A 16486-nucleotide genomic window follows, 5' to 3' on the forward strand; every position below is an offset into this window, starting at 1 on the left:
ATTTTTTAGTTTCGAGGTTTGAATGCAGACGGGGCCGCCCGTGCGGTGTCGAAACCATTCGACATTCTGCACTTGAAATTTGACATTATTTAAAGCACTTTTGCTTCCGTTTTAAGCAATGAAATAAGGGTTTCGGCTTGGTCGGCAGGAATCATCTTGCAGGCTCCTTTGGGAGCAGGCAGGGTGTATTTGTCGAGCGTGGCCATATCGCCTACGGCAACGGGTTCCACTACTTTCAATGGCTTGGTTCTGGCAGTCATGATACCGCGCATATTAGGGATTTTCCACTCTGCAATCGGCTCTTGGCAGCCCAATACCAGCGGCAGAGGAGCTTCGAGGTATTCTTTTCCGCCTTCAATTTCTCTTGCAAACTTGGCGGTATTTCCTTCAATATCTAATTTCATTACCGGTGAAAAAGAGGGAATTCCCAACAGTTCACCTACTAAGCCGTGAACTACTCCGCTGTTGAAATCAATCGATTCGCGTCCCATCAATATCAGGTCGAAATTTTCTTCTTTAGCTACCGCGGCAATCTGCGCAGCGGTGAAATAAGAATCCTGCGGGTCACAATTCACGCGTACGGCAGAATCGGCTCCAATGGCTAGTGCCTTCCGGATTTGTGGGTCGCTGTCGGCTTCGCCAACGTTCAATACAGTAATGCTTCCGCCTGTTTGTTCTTTCAATTCAACTGCTCGCGCCAGCGCATAGTCATCGTAGGGGCCGATGATGAATTGTACCCCTGCCTTGTTGAATTTAGTATCGTTTTCGATGAAACTAATCTTGGCGGTTGTATCAGGTACGTTGGTAATACAAACTAAAATTTTCATGTGCTTAGTTAGATGTGTTTGAAATATAACTTTTGGGAGATTTAATTTGTTGGTGCAAATATATAAAGCAAGGGTTTTAAAAATAGTATGCTTGCATAATAATTTTTATGAATAATAACCGATTAGAATTACTGCTCCAATTTTACGAGGAAGATCCCTCCGATCCGTTCAATGCCTACGCATTGGCGATGGAATACCAAAACAACGATGTGCAAAAAGCCGCCGAATATTTTAAGTTTCTCTTAGATAATCAACCGGATTATCTGCCTACTTATTATCATGCAGCGGCGCTTTTTGCTGAAATAGGTAATGCTGAGTATGCAGAAAAACTCTATCAAAAGGGGATGCAATTGGCTTTGAATCAGCAAAATACAAAAACGTATCAGGAATTACAACGAGCTTATCGGGCATTTCAGGACGAAAACTTGTAACCACATAGGAACATAGAACACAATAGATTTTTGCATTTCTTATGTGCCCTATGTGCCTATGTGGTTGCTAAAGTTTGTTAAAGACTGACACTTTGTCAGTAATTTCGGCTATTATTCGTAACTTTGCCGAGTTATTTAATGTTACACATCCACTCCACTAATAAAAACTCAAAGTGGACTGAGAACCGTAAACCGTGTACTGATCTAATGATTACCTCAACACTTAAAATATTATCTGATACTGATAAAGAGGCATGTGAACTTGTTAAAGTGAGTGAAGATGAGCCCGCAGTAGACAAAAAACGCTTATTTATTGAAAGTTACGGCTGTCAGATGAATTTTTCGGACAGTGAGATTGTGGCGGCGGTCATGCGTAATGCTGATTTTGCTACTACCTCCACGGAAGATAATGCCGATGTCATTTTCTTAAATACCTGCGCCATCCGTGACAATGCCGAGCAGAAGGTTCGGAATCGGCTCAAGCAGTTAAACAATTTGAAGAAAAAACGCCCGGGAATGATCATCGGGGTGTTGGGTTGTATGGCTGAGCGTCTGAAAACCAAATTGTTGGATGAAGAAAAAATGGTAGACATTGTGGCCGGACCCGATTCCTACCGCGATTTGCCACGTTTGGTGGAAGAAGCCGAAACGGGGCAAAAAGCAGTCAATGTGTTTTTGTCACGCGAAGAAACCTACGCAGACATTTCGCCTATTCGCCTCAATTCCAACGGGATTACGGCGTACATCAGCATTATGCGCGGTTGTGACAACATGTGCAGTTTCTGCGTTGTTCCTTACACTCGCGGACGTGAACGCAGTCGTGATGCGCACAGTATTGTTGAAGAAGCGCGTCAGCTTTTCAACGATGGCTATCGTGAAGTGACATTGCTTGGACAGAATGTGGATTCATATAAGTATAGCCCCTTAGCCCCCGATGGGGGAGTAAATTCCACCTCCCTGACAGGGGAGGGATTAGGACGGTCGGCCGCTGCCGTGGGGTTTGCCGAGCTTCTTGAAATGGTGGCCATGGTTCACCCTGATTTGCGGGTACGATTCAGTACTTCCCACCCTAAAGACATTACCGATGATGTTCTTTGGATGATGAAAAAGTACGACAACATTTGTAAGTATATTCACCTGCCTGCCCAAAGCGGAAACAGCAGAGTGCTGAAGTTAATGAACCGCACGTATGACCGTGATTGGTATGTGCAGAAGATAGACCGAATTCGGGCTATTTTAGGGGAAGAATGCGGTATTTCTACCGACATGATTACCGGTTTTTGTACAGAAACGGAAGAAGAGCATCAAGAAACGCTTTCTCTCATGGAGTATGTGAAGTATGATTATGCGTACCTGTTTGCGTACTCGGAGCGTCCGGGTACACCTGCGGCTAAAAAACTCAAGGATGATATTTCGGAAGAAGTAAAAAAGCGCCGTTTGCAGGAAGTGATTGCCCTTCAGCGTCAACATTCGGGTGAACGTAATCACATGTCCTTAGGGAAAGTGTATAAAGTATTGGTAGAAGGGCCTTCTAAACGTTCCGATGCAGATTTGTGTGGAAGAAATGACCAAAATAAAGTAGTGATTTTCCCACGTTGGCAACACCAAAAAGGGGACTATGTACACGTTTTGGTTACTGAATGCTCATCGGCGACTTTGCTTGGGCAAGTCGTGGAAGGAGAGACTGTATTGTCATGACAAATCCTGAAATTCAATCCATAAAGAACCGCTTCGGTATCATCGGCAACGCCCCTGCCCTTAATTATGCGTTGAACGTAGCAATGCAGGTAGCAGGGACCGATTTGACGGTGCTGATTACGGGAGAGAGTGGGAGCGGGAAGGAATCTTTTTCGAAAATCATTCATAACCTCAGTGCCCGTAAACACGGTCCGTTTATTGCGATCAACTGCGGGGCAATTCCTGAAGGAACCATTGATTCTGAGTTGTTTGGGCATGTAAAAGGTTCCTTTACAGGAGCCATTGAGGACCGAAAAGGATACTTCGAAATTACCAATGGGGGCACCATTTTTCTGGACGAAATTGCCGAAATGCCGATTGGGACACAGGCGCGCCTTTTGCGGGTTTTGGAAAATAAAGAATTCATTCGAGTGGGTTCTTCTAAAGTTCAGAAGACTGATGTTCGGGTAGTGGCCGCTACTAATGTGAATTTGATTGATGCGGTACAGCGGGGAAAATTTCGGGAAGATTTATACTACCGACTGAATACGGTGCCGATTGCCGTACCACCCCTGCGCGAGCGTGGAACCGATATTGATATGCTTTTTCGGAAATTTACGACCGATTTTGCGGAACGATACCGCATCACTCCTGTCACGCTGACGACTGAAGCACGCGATATGTTGACTGGCTATAATTTCCCTGGTAATATTCGTCAACTTAAAAATATCGCAGAGCAGATTCAGATTCTCGAATCTGACAATAAAGTGCCTATTACGCCTCAGGTATTGGTAAAATACTTACCAAATTACGCTTCCTCTACCCGTTCGATGACGTTTCTGGGAGGGGCTAACGGAAATGGAGCAGAATCATTCAACGAGCGGGAATTATTGTATAAAATCCTGTTTGATATGCGCCGCGATGTGAATGACCTCAAGAAATTGGTCTTGAAGGTGTTGAGCAATGAAGCGCATCACGGTGATATTTTAAGAGAGCACGGCAATTTGCTTAACAGTATTGAAGCTGACGTTCAACCCTTGGGCGACAGTACCAAACTGTTGCCAAGTGCACAACATGCTGCTCCCAATAATCAGCATGTAGCCTCTAACGGAGTTGGAGTGGCGTCAAATCCCAATGTGATTCAAATTACGCCGTATGATAGTTTGGGTAATGAGGTAGAGGATATTGTTCACGAAGCTGCGGAAGATGAGTCGCTTTCGTTGGAACACAAAGAGAAAGAGATGATTGTGAAGGCGCTACAACGCAGTGGAGGTAAGCGTAAATATGCCGCACAGGCATTGGGAATTTCGGAACGGACGTTGTATCGCAAGATTAAACAATATGATATTGAAGAAGATTGATTTTAAGTGGAAAGTGGAAAGTAAAAAGTGGAAAGTAGAGCTAAGACAGAGATGTTTACTGTTTACTGTTTACTGTTTACTGTTTGCTTTCAGCACTTCCTGTGGGATTTATTCCTTTAAAGGAGCTACGTTATCGCCTGATATTAAGAGTGTTACGATAGTGAACTTTACTATGTCTACGGCGGGTGGCCCGGCCAATTTGGCATTGCAGTTCAATGAAAAAATGAAAGAGTATTACCAACGTAATACCAGTTTAGCTCTCTTGCCTTCCAATGGAGATATGCAATTGGAAGGAACGATTACCGCTTATGAAGTAACTCCCACTGCACCAACCGCCAATGACCAAGCTGCTTTTAACCGTTTGACAATTACAATTCAGGTAAAATTCACCAATAATAAAGACGAGGAGAAAAACTTTGATCAAAGCTTTTCTTTTTTCAAAGATTTCCCCCAAAACCAGACGCTCAGTCAAGTGGAAAGCCGGCTTATTCCGGTTATATTAGACCAACTTGTACAGGATATTTTTAATAAATCGGCAGGCGACTGGTAGTAATTCGTTACCGGTTAAATGTTAACCGTTATCTGTCAATTACTGCTTCGTATAAACTGTCGCACGGGCGATCCCGTGACTATAAACTTTTTTTGACCCCATATATGAATAATCGTTACGTAAAAGAATCATTTTCGTACTGGACGTCGCATCCAGACGATATTGCCGAAGCTGACATACCTTATTTGCAGGAAGCAGCAAAATTGTACCCCTATAGTCAAACACTTCATATTTTGGTAGCCAAAGCCATTGCGACCTATCAGCCTGATGTGGCAGAAGCGGAGTTACAGAAAGCTGCGGCTTATTCGCTCAGTCGTAATACGCTCCGGAAACTCATTCAAAATGAATTTGAATGGTCTCCTAATTTGCGGAGTCGGCAATTTGAGAATGTGCTGATCTGGCCCGGAGATTATCAAAAGCCCTCCGTTTCGCCTTTATTAAAACCTAATTGGCGACTTCCTGAATTGCCGTTGATTAATCTTTCAGAGGAAGAGCTTTCTCGACCCGCCGCTGAAAAGCCGGCATTGCCTGAATTACCACCCATAGACGATACTACATTGCGCGAAAACGCCCTACAAAACGAGTTGGAACAAATTGAAAATTCTGTTGTCGAAGAAGAACAAAAAGCACACCATGAACTTGAACGACAACGACAAATGGCCATTATTGACAGTTTTATCGAGAACGAAGCCCGAATGGGCCCGATTCGTGCTAATCTGAATGATATGGTTAATATGGAGCCCGAAGATTTGGCAAAGAAACGAACAATAGTGTTCACAGAAGGTGTCGTGAGCGAAGGAATGGCGAAAATTATGGCAAGACAAGGTAAAATTGAGCGCGCCATAGAAATATACGAACAACTGATGTTGAAAAAACCGGAAAAAAAGGCGTACTTTGCCGAAAAAATTAAGGATTTAACCACGGAGTAAAAGTAAGCAAGTGGCAAGTAAGCAATAACAAGTGAGCACTAAATTGCAAACTGTAAAAAGGAACGCCGCCAGCTACAAACTGTAAATTATAAACTGTAAACTACAAACTGTAAAAAAAATGTTCACTGTATTCATTGTTATTATTGCAATCATCGCCGTTTTGTTGATTTTGCTTGTATTAGTTCAAAATTCAAAAGGCGGCGGTTTGGCCGGAGAATTTGGCGGCTCGGGTGCTACGCAGATGTTTGGCGTAAAACGCACCACTGACTTGTTAGAGCAAATTACGTGGGGATTGGCCGGTGCAATGGCTACCTTGGCTCTGGTATCTAATTTGTTTATCGGTACGCCATCGGCGGATGCTGGTATCAATAGCGTAAACGTTGAAAAAGCGAACAGCCGTTCGTTGCCTGCTGCTCCAGCACCAACGACTCCAGCACCTTCTACAACACCTGCTCCTGCACAGCAACAACCTGCTCCGGCGCAGAAATAATCAAAACCTTGATCTTATAAAAAGCTCCGAAGAAATTCGGGGCTTTTTTGTTTACAATTCAAAATGTAGACAGATTTGTCTATGTTTGCACAATGCTTGTGTAAATATGAAAGAAAACGGTCCTAAAGATAGAATACTGGCTACGGCTTCGCGCTTGTTTTATGAACAGGGCTACACGCAAACAGGTATTAATCAGATACTTGAGGAGGCAAAAGTAGCTAAGGCAAGCCTGTATCAACATTATGGGTCTAAGGATGAGTTGGGCGTGGCTTATTTGCAGTACGAACGCGAAAGATGGTTTAAGCTATTTCAGGCGTATCTTGATCAAAAAACTACACCATTAGACAAAATAGTGGCCTGTTTTGAATATTTGGAAGAAAGCCAACCACAACGAAATTTCAAAGGGTGTCGATTTATCAATTTGCTGACCGAATTGAGCGACAGCAGTCCAAAAATGAGGGAACAAATTGTGGAACACAAGTCCAAATTACGGGCTTATTTTGCTCAATTGACACAGCACTATAAGCCGATTGCTTCCCAATCCTTGGCTGACAGTATCTATTTGCTCTTTGAAGGGGCGATTATTGAAAGTAAAATCTATCAGCATGTTTGGCCAATTGTAATAGCTAAAAATGCCGCGAAAAAGATGTTGGAGTAACTAAAAAAAATTTACCCCAAAAATAGACAGAGTTGTCTGTGTTTATAATCAAATCCTCTAATCCAATGAAAGAAAATCTCCTAAAATCAATTCAGTATGAAGAGTGGGCCAATGCCATTATTCTTCGGAGTATGCAACAATGCGAAGAGCCGGGCGAGCGAACATTGCAATTGTTTTCGCACGTATTGGCTCCTCAATCCATCTGGTTGAGTCGCATTCGTAAGGAAGTGCCTATAATCAGCCTTTGGCCGGATTTAACTTTAGAAGAATGCACCGAATTGATGGAGAAAAGTCGGAAGCAATGGCGTGAATTTATTGACACTGCTTCCGAAGAAGATTTCAATCAATTGGTGGCGTTTAAACTGCCCAATTCAGATACAGAACGAAAAATTGCGTTGTATGACGTCGTTGCGCATTTGGTCAACCACGGACACGGAACGTACCACCGAGGGCAAATCATTTTGGGCCTGAAAGGAAAAATTGAGCCATTACCACTGACTACTTACATTGCTTTTTTGGCTTCACGTGGGTAAAAAGAAGACCCGAAACGAGGATCGTTTTGAATCTTCGCTTCGAGTCTTAATCACTTAGGGATTAACAGTCAGTTATTTATCGGCAAAAGAGAGTCCGTTTTCAAGCAGAGCCAGTTTGATTTTGGTAAGCGTATTGGGACCCATACCGTGAAGGCCGGCGATTTCTTTCTCTTTATGGTTGGAAAGCCGTTTGTCTTTTCCATGTCGGTTTTTACAAATTTACATCAAGCTTGCTTTAAGGCTTCAATGTCTATTTTGTTCATTTGAAGCATGGCATTCATGACTCTTTTTGATTTTTCAGAATCAGGGCTGTTCAGTAATTCTCCTAAAACGGGAGGAATGATTTGCCATGACAGACCAAATTTATCTTTCAACCAACCGCATCTTCCTCCTTCTCCGCCATCAGCGGTGAGTTTTTCCCATATTTCGTCTACTTCTTCCTGAGTCTCGCAATTTACAAAGAGAGAGATGGCGGGTGTAAAGTGAAACTGTGGGCCTCCGTTCAGGACATGGAATAGCTGGCCTTCAATCTGAAAGGTACCGCCTAATACAGTGTCTTTATTTTCACCAATGCGATTGATACGTACGATTTTTGAATTTTTAAAGACAGAAGTATAGAAATTCATGGCTTCTTCGGCATTCCCGTCGAACCACAGGAAAGGAGTAATTTTTTGCATGGCTTTATTTTTATTAACCGGATTACTTTTTAACTGAAGTAAAAGTAATGTTATTCATTGGATAGCCTCCTATGTGAAAACGACAAAGTCAGGGTGGTTTGCGACAGCTCTTTTCGGTAGTCACGGTAAACAGATTTTCCTAAAAAGCCCTCAATGGTAAGAAGTAGCCCAATTAGCCCATATTATTTTGCCTTCTTTCGTCATCGCTTTTACTGGATTTGCTTTTTTATGACTTACCGGATTTGTTTTTCAGTAAAGCAAATAGTCCAAACAAAGGGCCGATGGCAAGCAGCATGTATAGATACTGTGAATCCATTTTATCAGATAAGCTGTTTATAAACTGTATGCTAACGATGGTAATGGAAAACCCGATACAATTGACGATGGTAAGCGAAGTACCTCTTGATTCTTCCGGAGCATTATGAGCAACCAAGGTTGAAAACAATGGAGAATCGGCAATGACTGCCAGTCCCCAAATGAATAAGAAGGTTAGAAACAGAATGACGGAAGGTGAAAATAAGAAAAGGGGAGAAAGCAAGCAGCATAAACAGGAAATAGTCAAGGCAATAACCGCCGTTTTCTTGGTTCCAAAATAAGAAGAAACAAGTCCGCTGAAAACGCAGGCGAGCCCTCCCGAGGCAATAATGAGAAATGACAATAAAGAGATATTAAGGTTCGTTTCGGGGTATCGGTTACGATAGGCTGCAAGGATGACTGGTACAAAAGCCCAGAAAGTATACAACTCCCACATGTGCCCAAAATAGCCAAAGGAAGCAGAACGAAAATTTTGTTGTTGGAATCCTTTTAAGAACGCAGTGAAATTGAATTGTTGACTTGACTTACGGTAGGGACCGTCGGGGATCAACAAAAGAATACAAAGGCCGCCCAATAAGGATAAGGCAGTAGTTGAGTACACTACATATTTCCAGGGAAACCCTGTTATCAGATTCTTTAATAAATGCGGAAATGCTGTTCCCAACACCAACGCACCTACCAAAAAACCTAATGATTTGCCAAGTCCTGCTTTGTAATAATCAGAAGCGATTTTCATGCCGACGGGGTAAATTCCTGCCAGAAAAAAGCCCGTTAAAAATCGGAATATCAGTATTTCTGTAGAATGAATGCCGTCAATACTTATTCCCAGATTGAAAAGCCCGGCTAAAATAGAGCTGCAAAAGAATACGAGGGAAGGTGAAAAGCGGTCTGAAACGGTAAAAATGGCAAAAGCCAAAGTTCCGCTGATAAAACCAAACTGAATGGCGCTGGTCAGATGCGCTAAAAACTGAGGTTCAAGGCTTAAATCTTTGGCGATATCGGCAATGATCGAGTTTCCGGCAAACCAAAGAGAGGTACATAAAAATTGGGAAATGGTAATGATGGGTAATATTCGTCGCATTGGAGTGGTTTCTCAGGCTATTTCTTTTTCTTCGGTTTACTCAAATTTTCTTCCACTCGAAACTGTACCACTTTCGTGATTAAATCTAAGGGCATGGGTTGGTCAAGCGGAAATTGAACCGAACCTTTCCCTGTTTTATAGACTGAAAATTCTTTTTTGAACGCCTCTATCCCGGTAGGAACAGGATAGAAACCTATGTGATTTTTGAAGGCCGCGAAATAAACCAAGTTTCCGTTGAGGGTAAACGTAGGCATACCGTATTTAATAGTTTCTTCGGCTTCGGGCACTACTTTTTTTATGGCTTCCCGCACTTGTTCCAATTTAAGTTGGATGTTTTCTGGGAAGTCAGCAATGTATTCGTCAATGGTATTTATTTGTGTATTCATCTTCTTGTACTCTAATTGGTTAGAGGTTTTTTTCGGTGAAGTAGGTGCCTTTATTTTCTGGCAATTATCAATAAATCTGTGGTTTTTGTTCCATCGGTTGCTGGGTACTCTTTTCGTTGTAAATCAATGATGTTAAAACCCTGTTTTTGGAGTGCCTGGGTTAATGTATCGGCTTGATGATAATGCATAAATAGTTGGGAGCCGGAGCTTGATGTTTTAATTCCGGATTTATTATAATCATCCTCCATAGTGCTAACATAAAGAACACCCTCAGGTTTTAATAAAGCAAAGGAGCCGCTTATCAGATTTTCTGTTTCTTCTTTCGACAGATAAGGTAGCCCAAAACCGCACATGATTGCATCAAATTGCTTGGTAAGTTGACCGATATTCCTATTCGGGTAATTCAACAATAAAAGTCGTTCCCTCATCTGGTTTACTTTGGACGCTTATTTTTCCGTTATGCAACTCAACAATACGTTTACAAATGGCAAGTCCAATTCCTGAACCTTCGTATTCTGTTCGAGAATGAAGTCTTTGAAAGGCAAAAAGTATTTTATCCAAATGTTCTTCACTCATTCCAATGCCATTGTCTTTTACATAAATAAAGACTTTATTTTCTTTTACTGAACCCGTAATGCTGATGTAAGGATTTTTCTTGGAAAACTTGATTGAATTACTGATCAAGTTCATAAACAGTTGAGCGAGATACTCTTTGTTTCCTGTGACTTTCGGCAGTTCCGTTATTTTAATGATGGCATTTTTTTAATTATTTGCCTTGTTTGGCATACTCGACATCAGGAAGTCCGATGTTAAAATCAATGGTAAATCGTCAGTAAAGTTCTTTTCTCGACGCGATTTGCTTATGGTAATCTCTGCTGTGAATTCATTACTCTGCACTTAGTGGTAGGGTATTTTCAAGGGTAATCTGCTTACCGGCTTGATAATCAGCAAGGAATTCTTTCACACCTGTCCAACATACGGACGGGTAGCGATGATTGTCGGTGGCCGTTAAATCTGCTCGTTTATCAATCATATTTCGCATGTATTGCATTCCCTGCCAAGCCGGATAAAGCTCTTTTGGGCTTGGTGCCAACAGGCGTGCCACTTTGATGAGAAAGCTCAACAGCCCGGGCCCACCTGCCCAAAAGAACCGAAAATGTTCACCCGTAATTTTACTAACGGCTTCTTTTATTTCCCGAGGACTTACTTGGTCTCCCGCAATTCTGAGAAAACGAGGCGTTGTTGGGTCAAGAGCAACATTGGCGGTGTATTCGGCTGTATTGTCAATGGTTGTAAACCATAGGGGGTGGTCGGCTTTTCCCCAATAAAGTACCCGTTTTTGTTTGAATAAAATAAGGGGCATTTCATGGGTCAACAGGTCGGTGAAGGCTCCGTTGAAAATCGTTGTAGCTGTAATGGGCTTGGTATCGAGGTAGGTATGAAATTCTCTTCTCAAATCTAAATTACGATTTTCTCCGTCCGAAAATTTCGTAAAATCCAATGAATAGTCGGAAGGGATAAAACGCGGAACTCCTGCCTTAATGGCGGCATCCAGCAGTATTTTTTGAGTATCAACGATTACTTCCCGCAATCCTGCCAAAGCAGAAACTACACAGGAGGCTCCTTGGCAAGCTGCGGCCACGTCTGCCCCATTTTGCATGTCTACCTGCACAACTTTGATGCCTGATTTCTGAAGATGATTTACTTTAGCCCTATCACTGTTGGAACGAACAAGAGCCCTAACTTCCGCTCCCTGGTCCAGTAAAGCTTTACAAATTCGTTCGCCCAGATTTCCCGTTGCTCCCGCAACTACAATTATTTTTGCCATTTTTGCTCGGTTATAATTCTATTCAATGGTGAGTTCATTGAAATAGGAACCGATTCCCAGCAAGTTTGTTTAGTTGTAATTGTTTTTACAGGAGGTTGTCAGTGGGGACACTGACAATGGCAGAAAAGTTAGAAGATAAAAAGTCGTTTTGATTCAGATAAAAAAGGATTGAAGTCCGATTTTTAATCGCTTCAATCCCCATTTTATTCGTGATTCTTATGATTAAGTGTTAAAGACGTGCATATAGTCTGTTTTTACCTGTGTATGCAGATCCAGTATCTCAAAACGGCGAGCGGTAGTGTAGGAGCCCATGTCGCTGTCGCTGTTAATCAGAATGGCTCCGAATAAAATCACGTATTTACAGTGATATGTTGTCTTTTCAACCAATTCATGAATACGTCGGTCGATGGCCTCATAAATCACTTCTGTTGCTTCATATAGTGGTACTTTGGCATTCAGTATTCTGTCTTTTTGTTTGAGTAAAATTTGTTCAATCGTATTCATTTGAAAATCAATGTCCGTTACATTTCCTTCAATGATTTGATCGTTCATTAATTTGCCCAAAGCTCCTTTGGCGGCACCGCAGCAACCCGAATTTTTAGATTGACCTACGCGATGGATTTCACCGATAACCCCCTTTTTGGTAATACCGATGTGAGGTCCATAATAGATAAATACGGCTCCTTCGTCGGGTACGTGGCTGGCAAAAGCGCCCATGCCCGTAAGGCCCGTAAAGGGAAACCCGTCTAAGCCACCCATTTTGAAAGGGCCTAAAAATTCATGGGCCCTTGTGGGATATTGAATACTGTTGACATCATCGCTGCAAATGCTGTCGGCCAGCATGACTTGCCCTGGTTCTAAATCCAGTGTTTCTTCAATGAAATCAATAAACGTATTCACACTGTCAATGGTGGTTACCGCATGAGGGTAGACCTTACGAATGATGTCGAGTTTTTCTCTTTTTTTCATAATTATAAAATGATATTGTGTTTGGGTTGTAAGGCATCGGGTAAGTTTGTTTCGCCCAGTATTTCTCTCAAATCCCGTTCAATGGTGCGGCTCATTTGAGAAATGGGGATGTCGTTGGCGCTTCCTTCAAAGGGATTTTCGGTCCCCTCGCCAATTTGGTCTAACGTGGTAAAAAACCAAGAAATCAGAATTGTAAACGGAATCACCAACCACACCATATTTCCTTTCATGAGTCCATCTACTGAATCGTTGAGTTTGTCAAATTCTTTCAGCATCCCAAAAGGCAGCATCAGGCTGAACAGGCGAATAAAATAGGTATTTGAGGAAGCAAACTGACGAGGGTAGGGGAAGTTTTTGATTCGTTCACTTTTGCCCTGATTGTCATAGAAATCTTTAATTAGTCTCTCTAATTCTAAAAATCGGTGAATATCTATTTCACCGTTTTCAAACAATTGTTTTAACGTGTTGGATTGCAAACTCAAGAGTTGAACCGTTTTATTTTTGGCCGACAATATAAAGGTCAACTCTTCGGGCGACAGGTAGTTGGCCAATTCGGTCTCTAACTTTGTTTCGTTTTCGGGAATGGTATAGAAGCGTCGGTATTCCTGATTGTGTGGTTTGCCGCCGTTTTCCCATGCTTTGGCTTCCCGCATTTGATAGCGCAGGGCCGTAAGCCACGCGAAATGTCTGTAAACAAGTGTTTTAGTAGCTTCTTTATTGTTAAAAAAGTCGCGACATGCGACGCCCCACGTACGGCTACTGTTCAAAATCGCCCCCCATATCTGACGGGCTTCCCAGGCTCTGTTGTAGGTTTGGGTATTTTTAAAACCGACTGTAAATGCCGTGGCCGTACCCAAAAGCGCGACCACTGTCCAGGGTAAAGCGAGCCATTTTACCCCCGCTACCTGATACAGCAGCGTTGGAATTATTCCAATCAGTAAGGCTTTGTAAATATTTCTTCGCGTCCAAAAAATGAACTCTTTAAAACTGTATTGACTGCCGGCGTGCATTGAGAAAAGGTTAAGGTTTAGGCGGATAATACTATTTATCGGGCGGTGTTTTCGTCATTGACGGTTACTTCTTTTAGTAAGCCATTTACCGCTAATTTGATTTTTGTGTACTGTTTTTGAGCTTGTTGTTGGGTGGGATACCAATTTCTTTGGTTTTTTACCACTATCAGCAGCCCGTTATCGTCCCCCAAAACTACAAAGGCTTCACTTTCGGGACTTTTGCTAAAATAGGATAAATTTTCTTTATCAACTAATTGTTTTGCATACGCCATGGGCACATCGGTGACAAGGCCGATTTCACTGACGGACAGAATCGACGAAGTACTGAACGGCCGATCAGAAGCATTGTCAAAATCAAAACGGGCAATGAATTCCAGAATATTGCCATTGTTGTCATAAAAATAAACTGCTTTTGCATTCCAACTGACAAAGTTGGCAATGGTTTCATTATCAGGACCTAAGATGAGTTCAAACCTTTCGGCAACCCAAGCCGTAGCACTTTCAATTTGATTTTTAGGGATATTAAACGCAAAATGATACGTCGGATTCAATTCAGTGGATTGAAGAAAAGTCAACGTGAATTGCCCTGCCATGAATGAAATAGAAGTTGCGTCTTTCTGTTTCGTTGGTAACCCTACTAAATTCGAATAAAAATGCTCGGTTTCCTCCAAGTTGTCAGTTAACAATTGAATTTCTAAAATGTCCATTTCGCTTATTTTTGAGATTCCTTTCTTTGTTTCAATTGGAAAACATTTCCTTCGGGATCTTCACCGTCGCAAACCCAAAATCCATAATTTTCAAAAGTCTTTATTTCCCGAATGGATACATTTTCATTGAGCAATCGTTCTCTAACTTTGAAAATATCTTCGTCAATTTCAAAAACCAGTTTTGTATTGCTGTCTGATTTAAAGGCTTCTGGATTGTTTTCTGAATAATTTTCGCCGATTTTGTGGAGCCCAATCCTACAATTTCCTGCTTGTAGCAGTAGCCATTCCGATTCAAATTCTTCTACTATATCGAGTTCAAAAATATCGACATAAAAGACTTTGAGTTTGTCTACATCTTGGGCAAAGAGAATGACAGTTTCTAAATTGAATTTCATGAGCGGGGTTAAGGGATTGGATTCATTAAAGCAACTGCTTGTAAAAATAGAAGTTGTAGAATAAAATCCGCAAAAACGTTGAAAAAAATATTGCAAAACAGCATAGTGTTTGGAACTCAAAATTCACTGATTGAACCTTTTGAAAATGGAATCAAAAGTAGTAGAAGAGGTAAAACATACTAAATCCCGGCTTAATCGAACCGGGGAGGGGCAAAAAAGCAATTGAGGGTTTTTTATTAAGCTGTTTCTATTTTCTTACGCCATAAATAATAGGAAAGAAATAAAAAGGCAATGGGCAACACCATGAAAGTAACCTATACCTGAAATCCATCTTTGGCAATGAGTGTGCTGACTGGTAAATACTGGACCCATGAGTTCCCTTATTTTAGGGAATGGAGATTTTATTGATAGGACTAATTTTCATATTTAACCCCTTTGATTCTAAGCATTCAGCGGGGCTTTGAAAGCCAATACCACCGTGGATTCTTTCAAAATTATAGAATTCTCTAAATTGATTCATTGTTTGTTTGGCATCTTTTAAATCTTTGAACTGAAACCTCTGGCAGACAGCACTTTCCATGATGGAATGATAGGATTCAATATGACTATTTTGCTGAGGAGTAGCAGGTTTAGTAAATTCTTGAATGACTTTTTTGTCTATGAAATACTTTTGTACCATGTCCGCTATAAACTGTGATCCGTTATCGCATCTAACATAGAATTTCTCAGGAATAGTTAGATGTTGAAAAGCACGTTCAAATAACTTGATAACATCTTGATATTTAATAGAATACGCTATCAAATGACTAACATTCCATCGAGAGAACACATCTAAAATAGTCAAGACTTGTAAGTTTCGATTTATGCCAGCAATCCAGATAAATTTTATGTCAAATTCCAAATAAGTAAAAGGTACTTCCACTTGTGGCAATAAGTCTTTGACCCAATTACGTTTCATCTTTTTAGAGCTTGCAGAGTACTGACTTCTAAGTAATTGATGGGTCTTCATCAGCCTGTAAACCAAGTGTTTACTAATCTGCAAGTGTTGTTTTTTTCTCAAATAGATATAGGTTTTGTAATACCCATAATCTACAAAAGGATGTACAAAGAGTTGTTCTATAATTTTCACAACAGTCTCATTATCAACAATTTTACCATCTTTGTCTTTGACAACAGCGTAAGGTTTACGTCCTCTCAAACCAATGCTGGGGCGATAGTAAAAACTGCTCCGAGCCACAGAACACCAAGCCAAAACTTTATACTTGGGAAAGGATAAATCAATGAACTCCTGAGCGACCATCAACCGCTCTTGTTTTGATGGATCGTTTTTTTTAAAAGTGCATCCTTGACTCGAATTTCGAGTTCTTGCTCAGCGACCAGTTCTTTCAAAAGTTGGTTCTCGCGTAAAAGATGATGATATTCCGCTCGACTGATGCCACTCTTTGCCTCTGTTTTAATTTCGTCTTTACTAGACTGCCACCTGTACACCATTGAAGAAGCGACGTTAAATTGACGAACCGTTGCGCTGATGCCGTGTTGTTGATAGTGTTGGAGGATGCTTTCTATCTCTGTCTGACTCCAACTTTTTCGATGTTTGCTCATTGTGACTACAAGTTAGATTCTTCCCTTAACTTGTGTCCAGTTTTTTATCGGGCTGACAAG

The 16486-nt window shown here is 41.4% G+C and carries 21 protein-coding genes; 8 read left to right on the plus strand and 13 right to left on the minus strand.

Translation table 11 applies throughout. From position 1 onward, the window contains the following. Nucleotides 1-89: 89 nt before the first annotated feature. On the minus strand, nucleotides 90-827 hold the full coding sequence (locus tag Q0081_RS00870) for an electron transfer flavoprotein subunit beta/FixA family protein (RefSeq protein ID WP_298348254.1): 738 nt from the start codon (nucleotides 825-827) through the stop codon (nucleotides 90-92). A 107-nt stretch (nucleotides 828-934) separates the two neighbouring features. Here Q0081_RS00870 and Q0081_RS00875 point away from each other — a divergent pair, with 107 nt between their 5' ends. From Q0081_RS00875 to Q0081_RS00910, 8 genes are all read left to right on the plus strand, one after another. Next, nucleotides 935-1258, plus strand: a complete 324-nt coding sequence (locus Q0081_RS00875) for a tetratricopeptide repeat protein (RefSeq protein ID WP_298348255.1) — start codon at nucleotides 935-937, stop codon at nucleotides 1256-1258. A gap of 207 nt (nucleotides 1259-1465) precedes the next feature. After that, nucleotides 1466-2956: a tRNA (N6-isopentenyl adenosine(37)-C2)-methylthiotransferase MiaB gene (miaB, locus tag Q0081_RS00880; RefSeq protein WP_298348256.1), complete on the plus strand. Its 1491-nt coding sequence runs from the start codon at nucleotides 1466-1468 to the stop codon at nucleotides 2954-2956. Then, nucleotides 2953-4296, plus strand: a complete 1344-nt coding sequence (locus tag Q0081_RS00885; RefSeq protein ID WP_298348257.1) for a sigma-54-dependent Fis family transcriptional regulator — start codon at nucleotides 2953-2955, stop codon at nucleotides 4294-4296. Before miaB ends, Q0081_RS00885 begins: the two co-directional genes overlap by 4 nt. Continuing rightward, a complete protein-coding gene (locus Q0081_RS00890; protein WP_298348258.1) occupies nucleotides 4277-4846 on the plus strand; it encodes an LptE family protein in 570 nt (189 codons plus the stop codon). The genes Q0081_RS00885 and Q0081_RS00890 overlap by 20 nt, the downstream gene beginning before the upstream one ends. A gap of 104 nt (nucleotides 4847-4950) precedes the next feature. Further along, complete coding sequence (locus Q0081_RS00895) at nucleotides 4951-5775, plus strand: hypothetical protein (protein WP_298348259.1); 825 nt, start codon at nucleotides 4951-4953, stop codon at nucleotides 5773-5775. Between the two features lie 118 nt (nucleotides 5776-5893). Further along, complete coding sequence (gene secG, locus Q0081_RS00900; RefSeq protein WP_298348261.1) at nucleotides 5894-6265, plus strand: preprotein translocase subunit SecG; 372 nt, start codon at nucleotides 5894-5896, stop codon at nucleotides 6263-6265. 106 nt (nucleotides 6266-6371) lie between these two features. Continuing rightward, nucleotides 6372-6923 (plus strand): TetR/AcrR family transcriptional regulator, encoded by a 552-nt coding sequence (locus tag Q0081_RS00905; RefSeq protein WP_298348263.1) that lies wholly within the window; start codon nucleotides 6372-6374, stop codon nucleotides 6921-6923. Between the two features lie 65 nt (nucleotides 6924-6988). Continuing rightward, on the plus strand, nucleotides 6989-7456 hold the full coding sequence (locus Q0081_RS00910; RefSeq protein ID WP_298348265.1) for a DinB family protein: 468 nt from the start codon (nucleotides 6989-6991) through the stop codon (nucleotides 7454-7456). Nucleotides 7457-7680: 224 nt separating this feature from the next. On the opposite strand, the gene Q0081_RS00915 is transcribed toward Q0081_RS00910, so the two are convergent. The 12 genes from Q0081_RS00915 to Q0081_RS00970 all read right to left on the minus strand — a co-directional run bounded on the left by Q0081_RS00915 (nucleotide 7681) and on the right by Q0081_RS00970 (nucleotide 16426). Next, nucleotides 7681-8133 (minus strand): VOC family protein, encoded by a 453-nt coding sequence (locus tag Q0081_RS00915; RefSeq protein ID WP_298348267.1) that lies wholly within the window; start codon nucleotides 8131-8133, stop codon nucleotides 7681-7683. 226 nt (nucleotides 8134-8359) lie between these two features. Continuing rightward, entirely contained in the window at nucleotides 8360-9529 is a 1170-nt protein-coding gene (locus Q0081_RS00920) for a nitrate/nitrite transporter (RefSeq protein ID WP_298348269.1), read from the minus strand. A 17-nt stretch (nucleotides 9530-9546) separates the two neighbouring features. Continuing rightward, nucleotides 9547-9915 (minus strand): iron chaperone, encoded by a 369-nt coding sequence (locus Q0081_RS00925; protein ID WP_298348270.1) that lies wholly within the window; start codon nucleotides 9913-9915, stop codon nucleotides 9547-9549. A 50-nt stretch (nucleotides 9916-9965) separates the two neighbouring features. Continuing rightward, nucleotides 9966-10343, minus strand: a complete 378-nt coding sequence (locus tag Q0081_RS00930; RefSeq protein WP_298348272.1) for a hypothetical protein — start codon at nucleotides 10341-10343, stop codon at nucleotides 9966-9968. Next, nucleotides 10306-10605: an ATP-binding protein gene (locus tag Q0081_RS00935; protein WP_336913578.1), complete on the minus strand. Its 300-nt coding sequence runs from the start codon at nucleotides 10603-10605 to the stop codon at nucleotides 10306-10308. The genes Q0081_RS00930 and Q0081_RS00935 overlap by 38 nt, the downstream gene beginning before the upstream one ends. 196 nt (nucleotides 10606-10801) lie before the next feature. Continuing rightward, nucleotides 10802-11743: an SDR family NAD(P)-dependent oxidoreductase gene (locus tag Q0081_RS00940; protein ID WP_298348274.1), complete on the minus strand. Its 942-nt coding sequence runs from the start codon at nucleotides 11741-11743 to the stop codon at nucleotides 10802-10804. 222 nt (nucleotides 11744-11965) lie between these two features. Continuing rightward, nucleotides 11966-12712: a hypothetical protein gene (locus Q0081_RS00945; RefSeq protein ID WP_298348276.1), complete on the minus strand. Its 747-nt coding sequence runs from the start codon at nucleotides 12710-12712 to the stop codon at nucleotides 11966-11968. Nucleotides 12713-12714: 2 nt separating this feature from the next. Then, nucleotides 12715-13722 carry a bestrophin family protein gene (locus tag Q0081_RS00950; protein WP_298348278.1) on the minus strand — a complete coding sequence of 336 codons (1008 nt, stop codon included), beginning with the start codon at nucleotides 13720-13722 and terminating at the stop codon, nucleotides 12715-12717. 35 nt (nucleotides 13723-13757) lie between these two features. After that, a complete protein-coding gene (locus Q0081_RS00955) occupies nucleotides 13758-14429 on the minus strand; it encodes a VOC family protein (RefSeq protein ID WP_298348280.1) in 672 nt (223 codons plus the stop codon). A 5-nt stretch (nucleotides 14430-14434) separates the two neighbouring features. Then, on the minus strand, nucleotides 14435-14824 hold the full coding sequence (locus Q0081_RS00960; RefSeq protein WP_298348282.1) for a VOC family protein: 390 nt from the start codon (nucleotides 14822-14824) through the stop codon (nucleotides 14435-14437). A gap of 385 nt (nucleotides 14825-15209) precedes the next feature. Next, a complete protein-coding gene (locus tag Q0081_RS00965) occupies nucleotides 15210-16124 on the minus strand; it encodes a DDE-type integrase/transposase/recombinase (protein ID WP_298348284.1) in 915 nt (304 codons plus the stop codon). Further along, a complete protein-coding gene (locus tag Q0081_RS00970; protein ID WP_298348286.1) occupies nucleotides 16124-16426 on the minus strand; it encodes a transposase in 303 nt (100 codons plus the stop codon). The genes Q0081_RS00965 and Q0081_RS00970 overlap by 1 nt, the downstream gene beginning before the upstream one ends. Between the last annotated feature and the right edge of the window lie 60 nt (nucleotides 16427-16486).

The organism is Runella sp., from assembly GCF_027484545.1.
Classification (GTDB): domain Bacteria; phylum Bacteroidota; class Bacteroidia; order Cytophagales; family Spirosomataceae; genus Runella.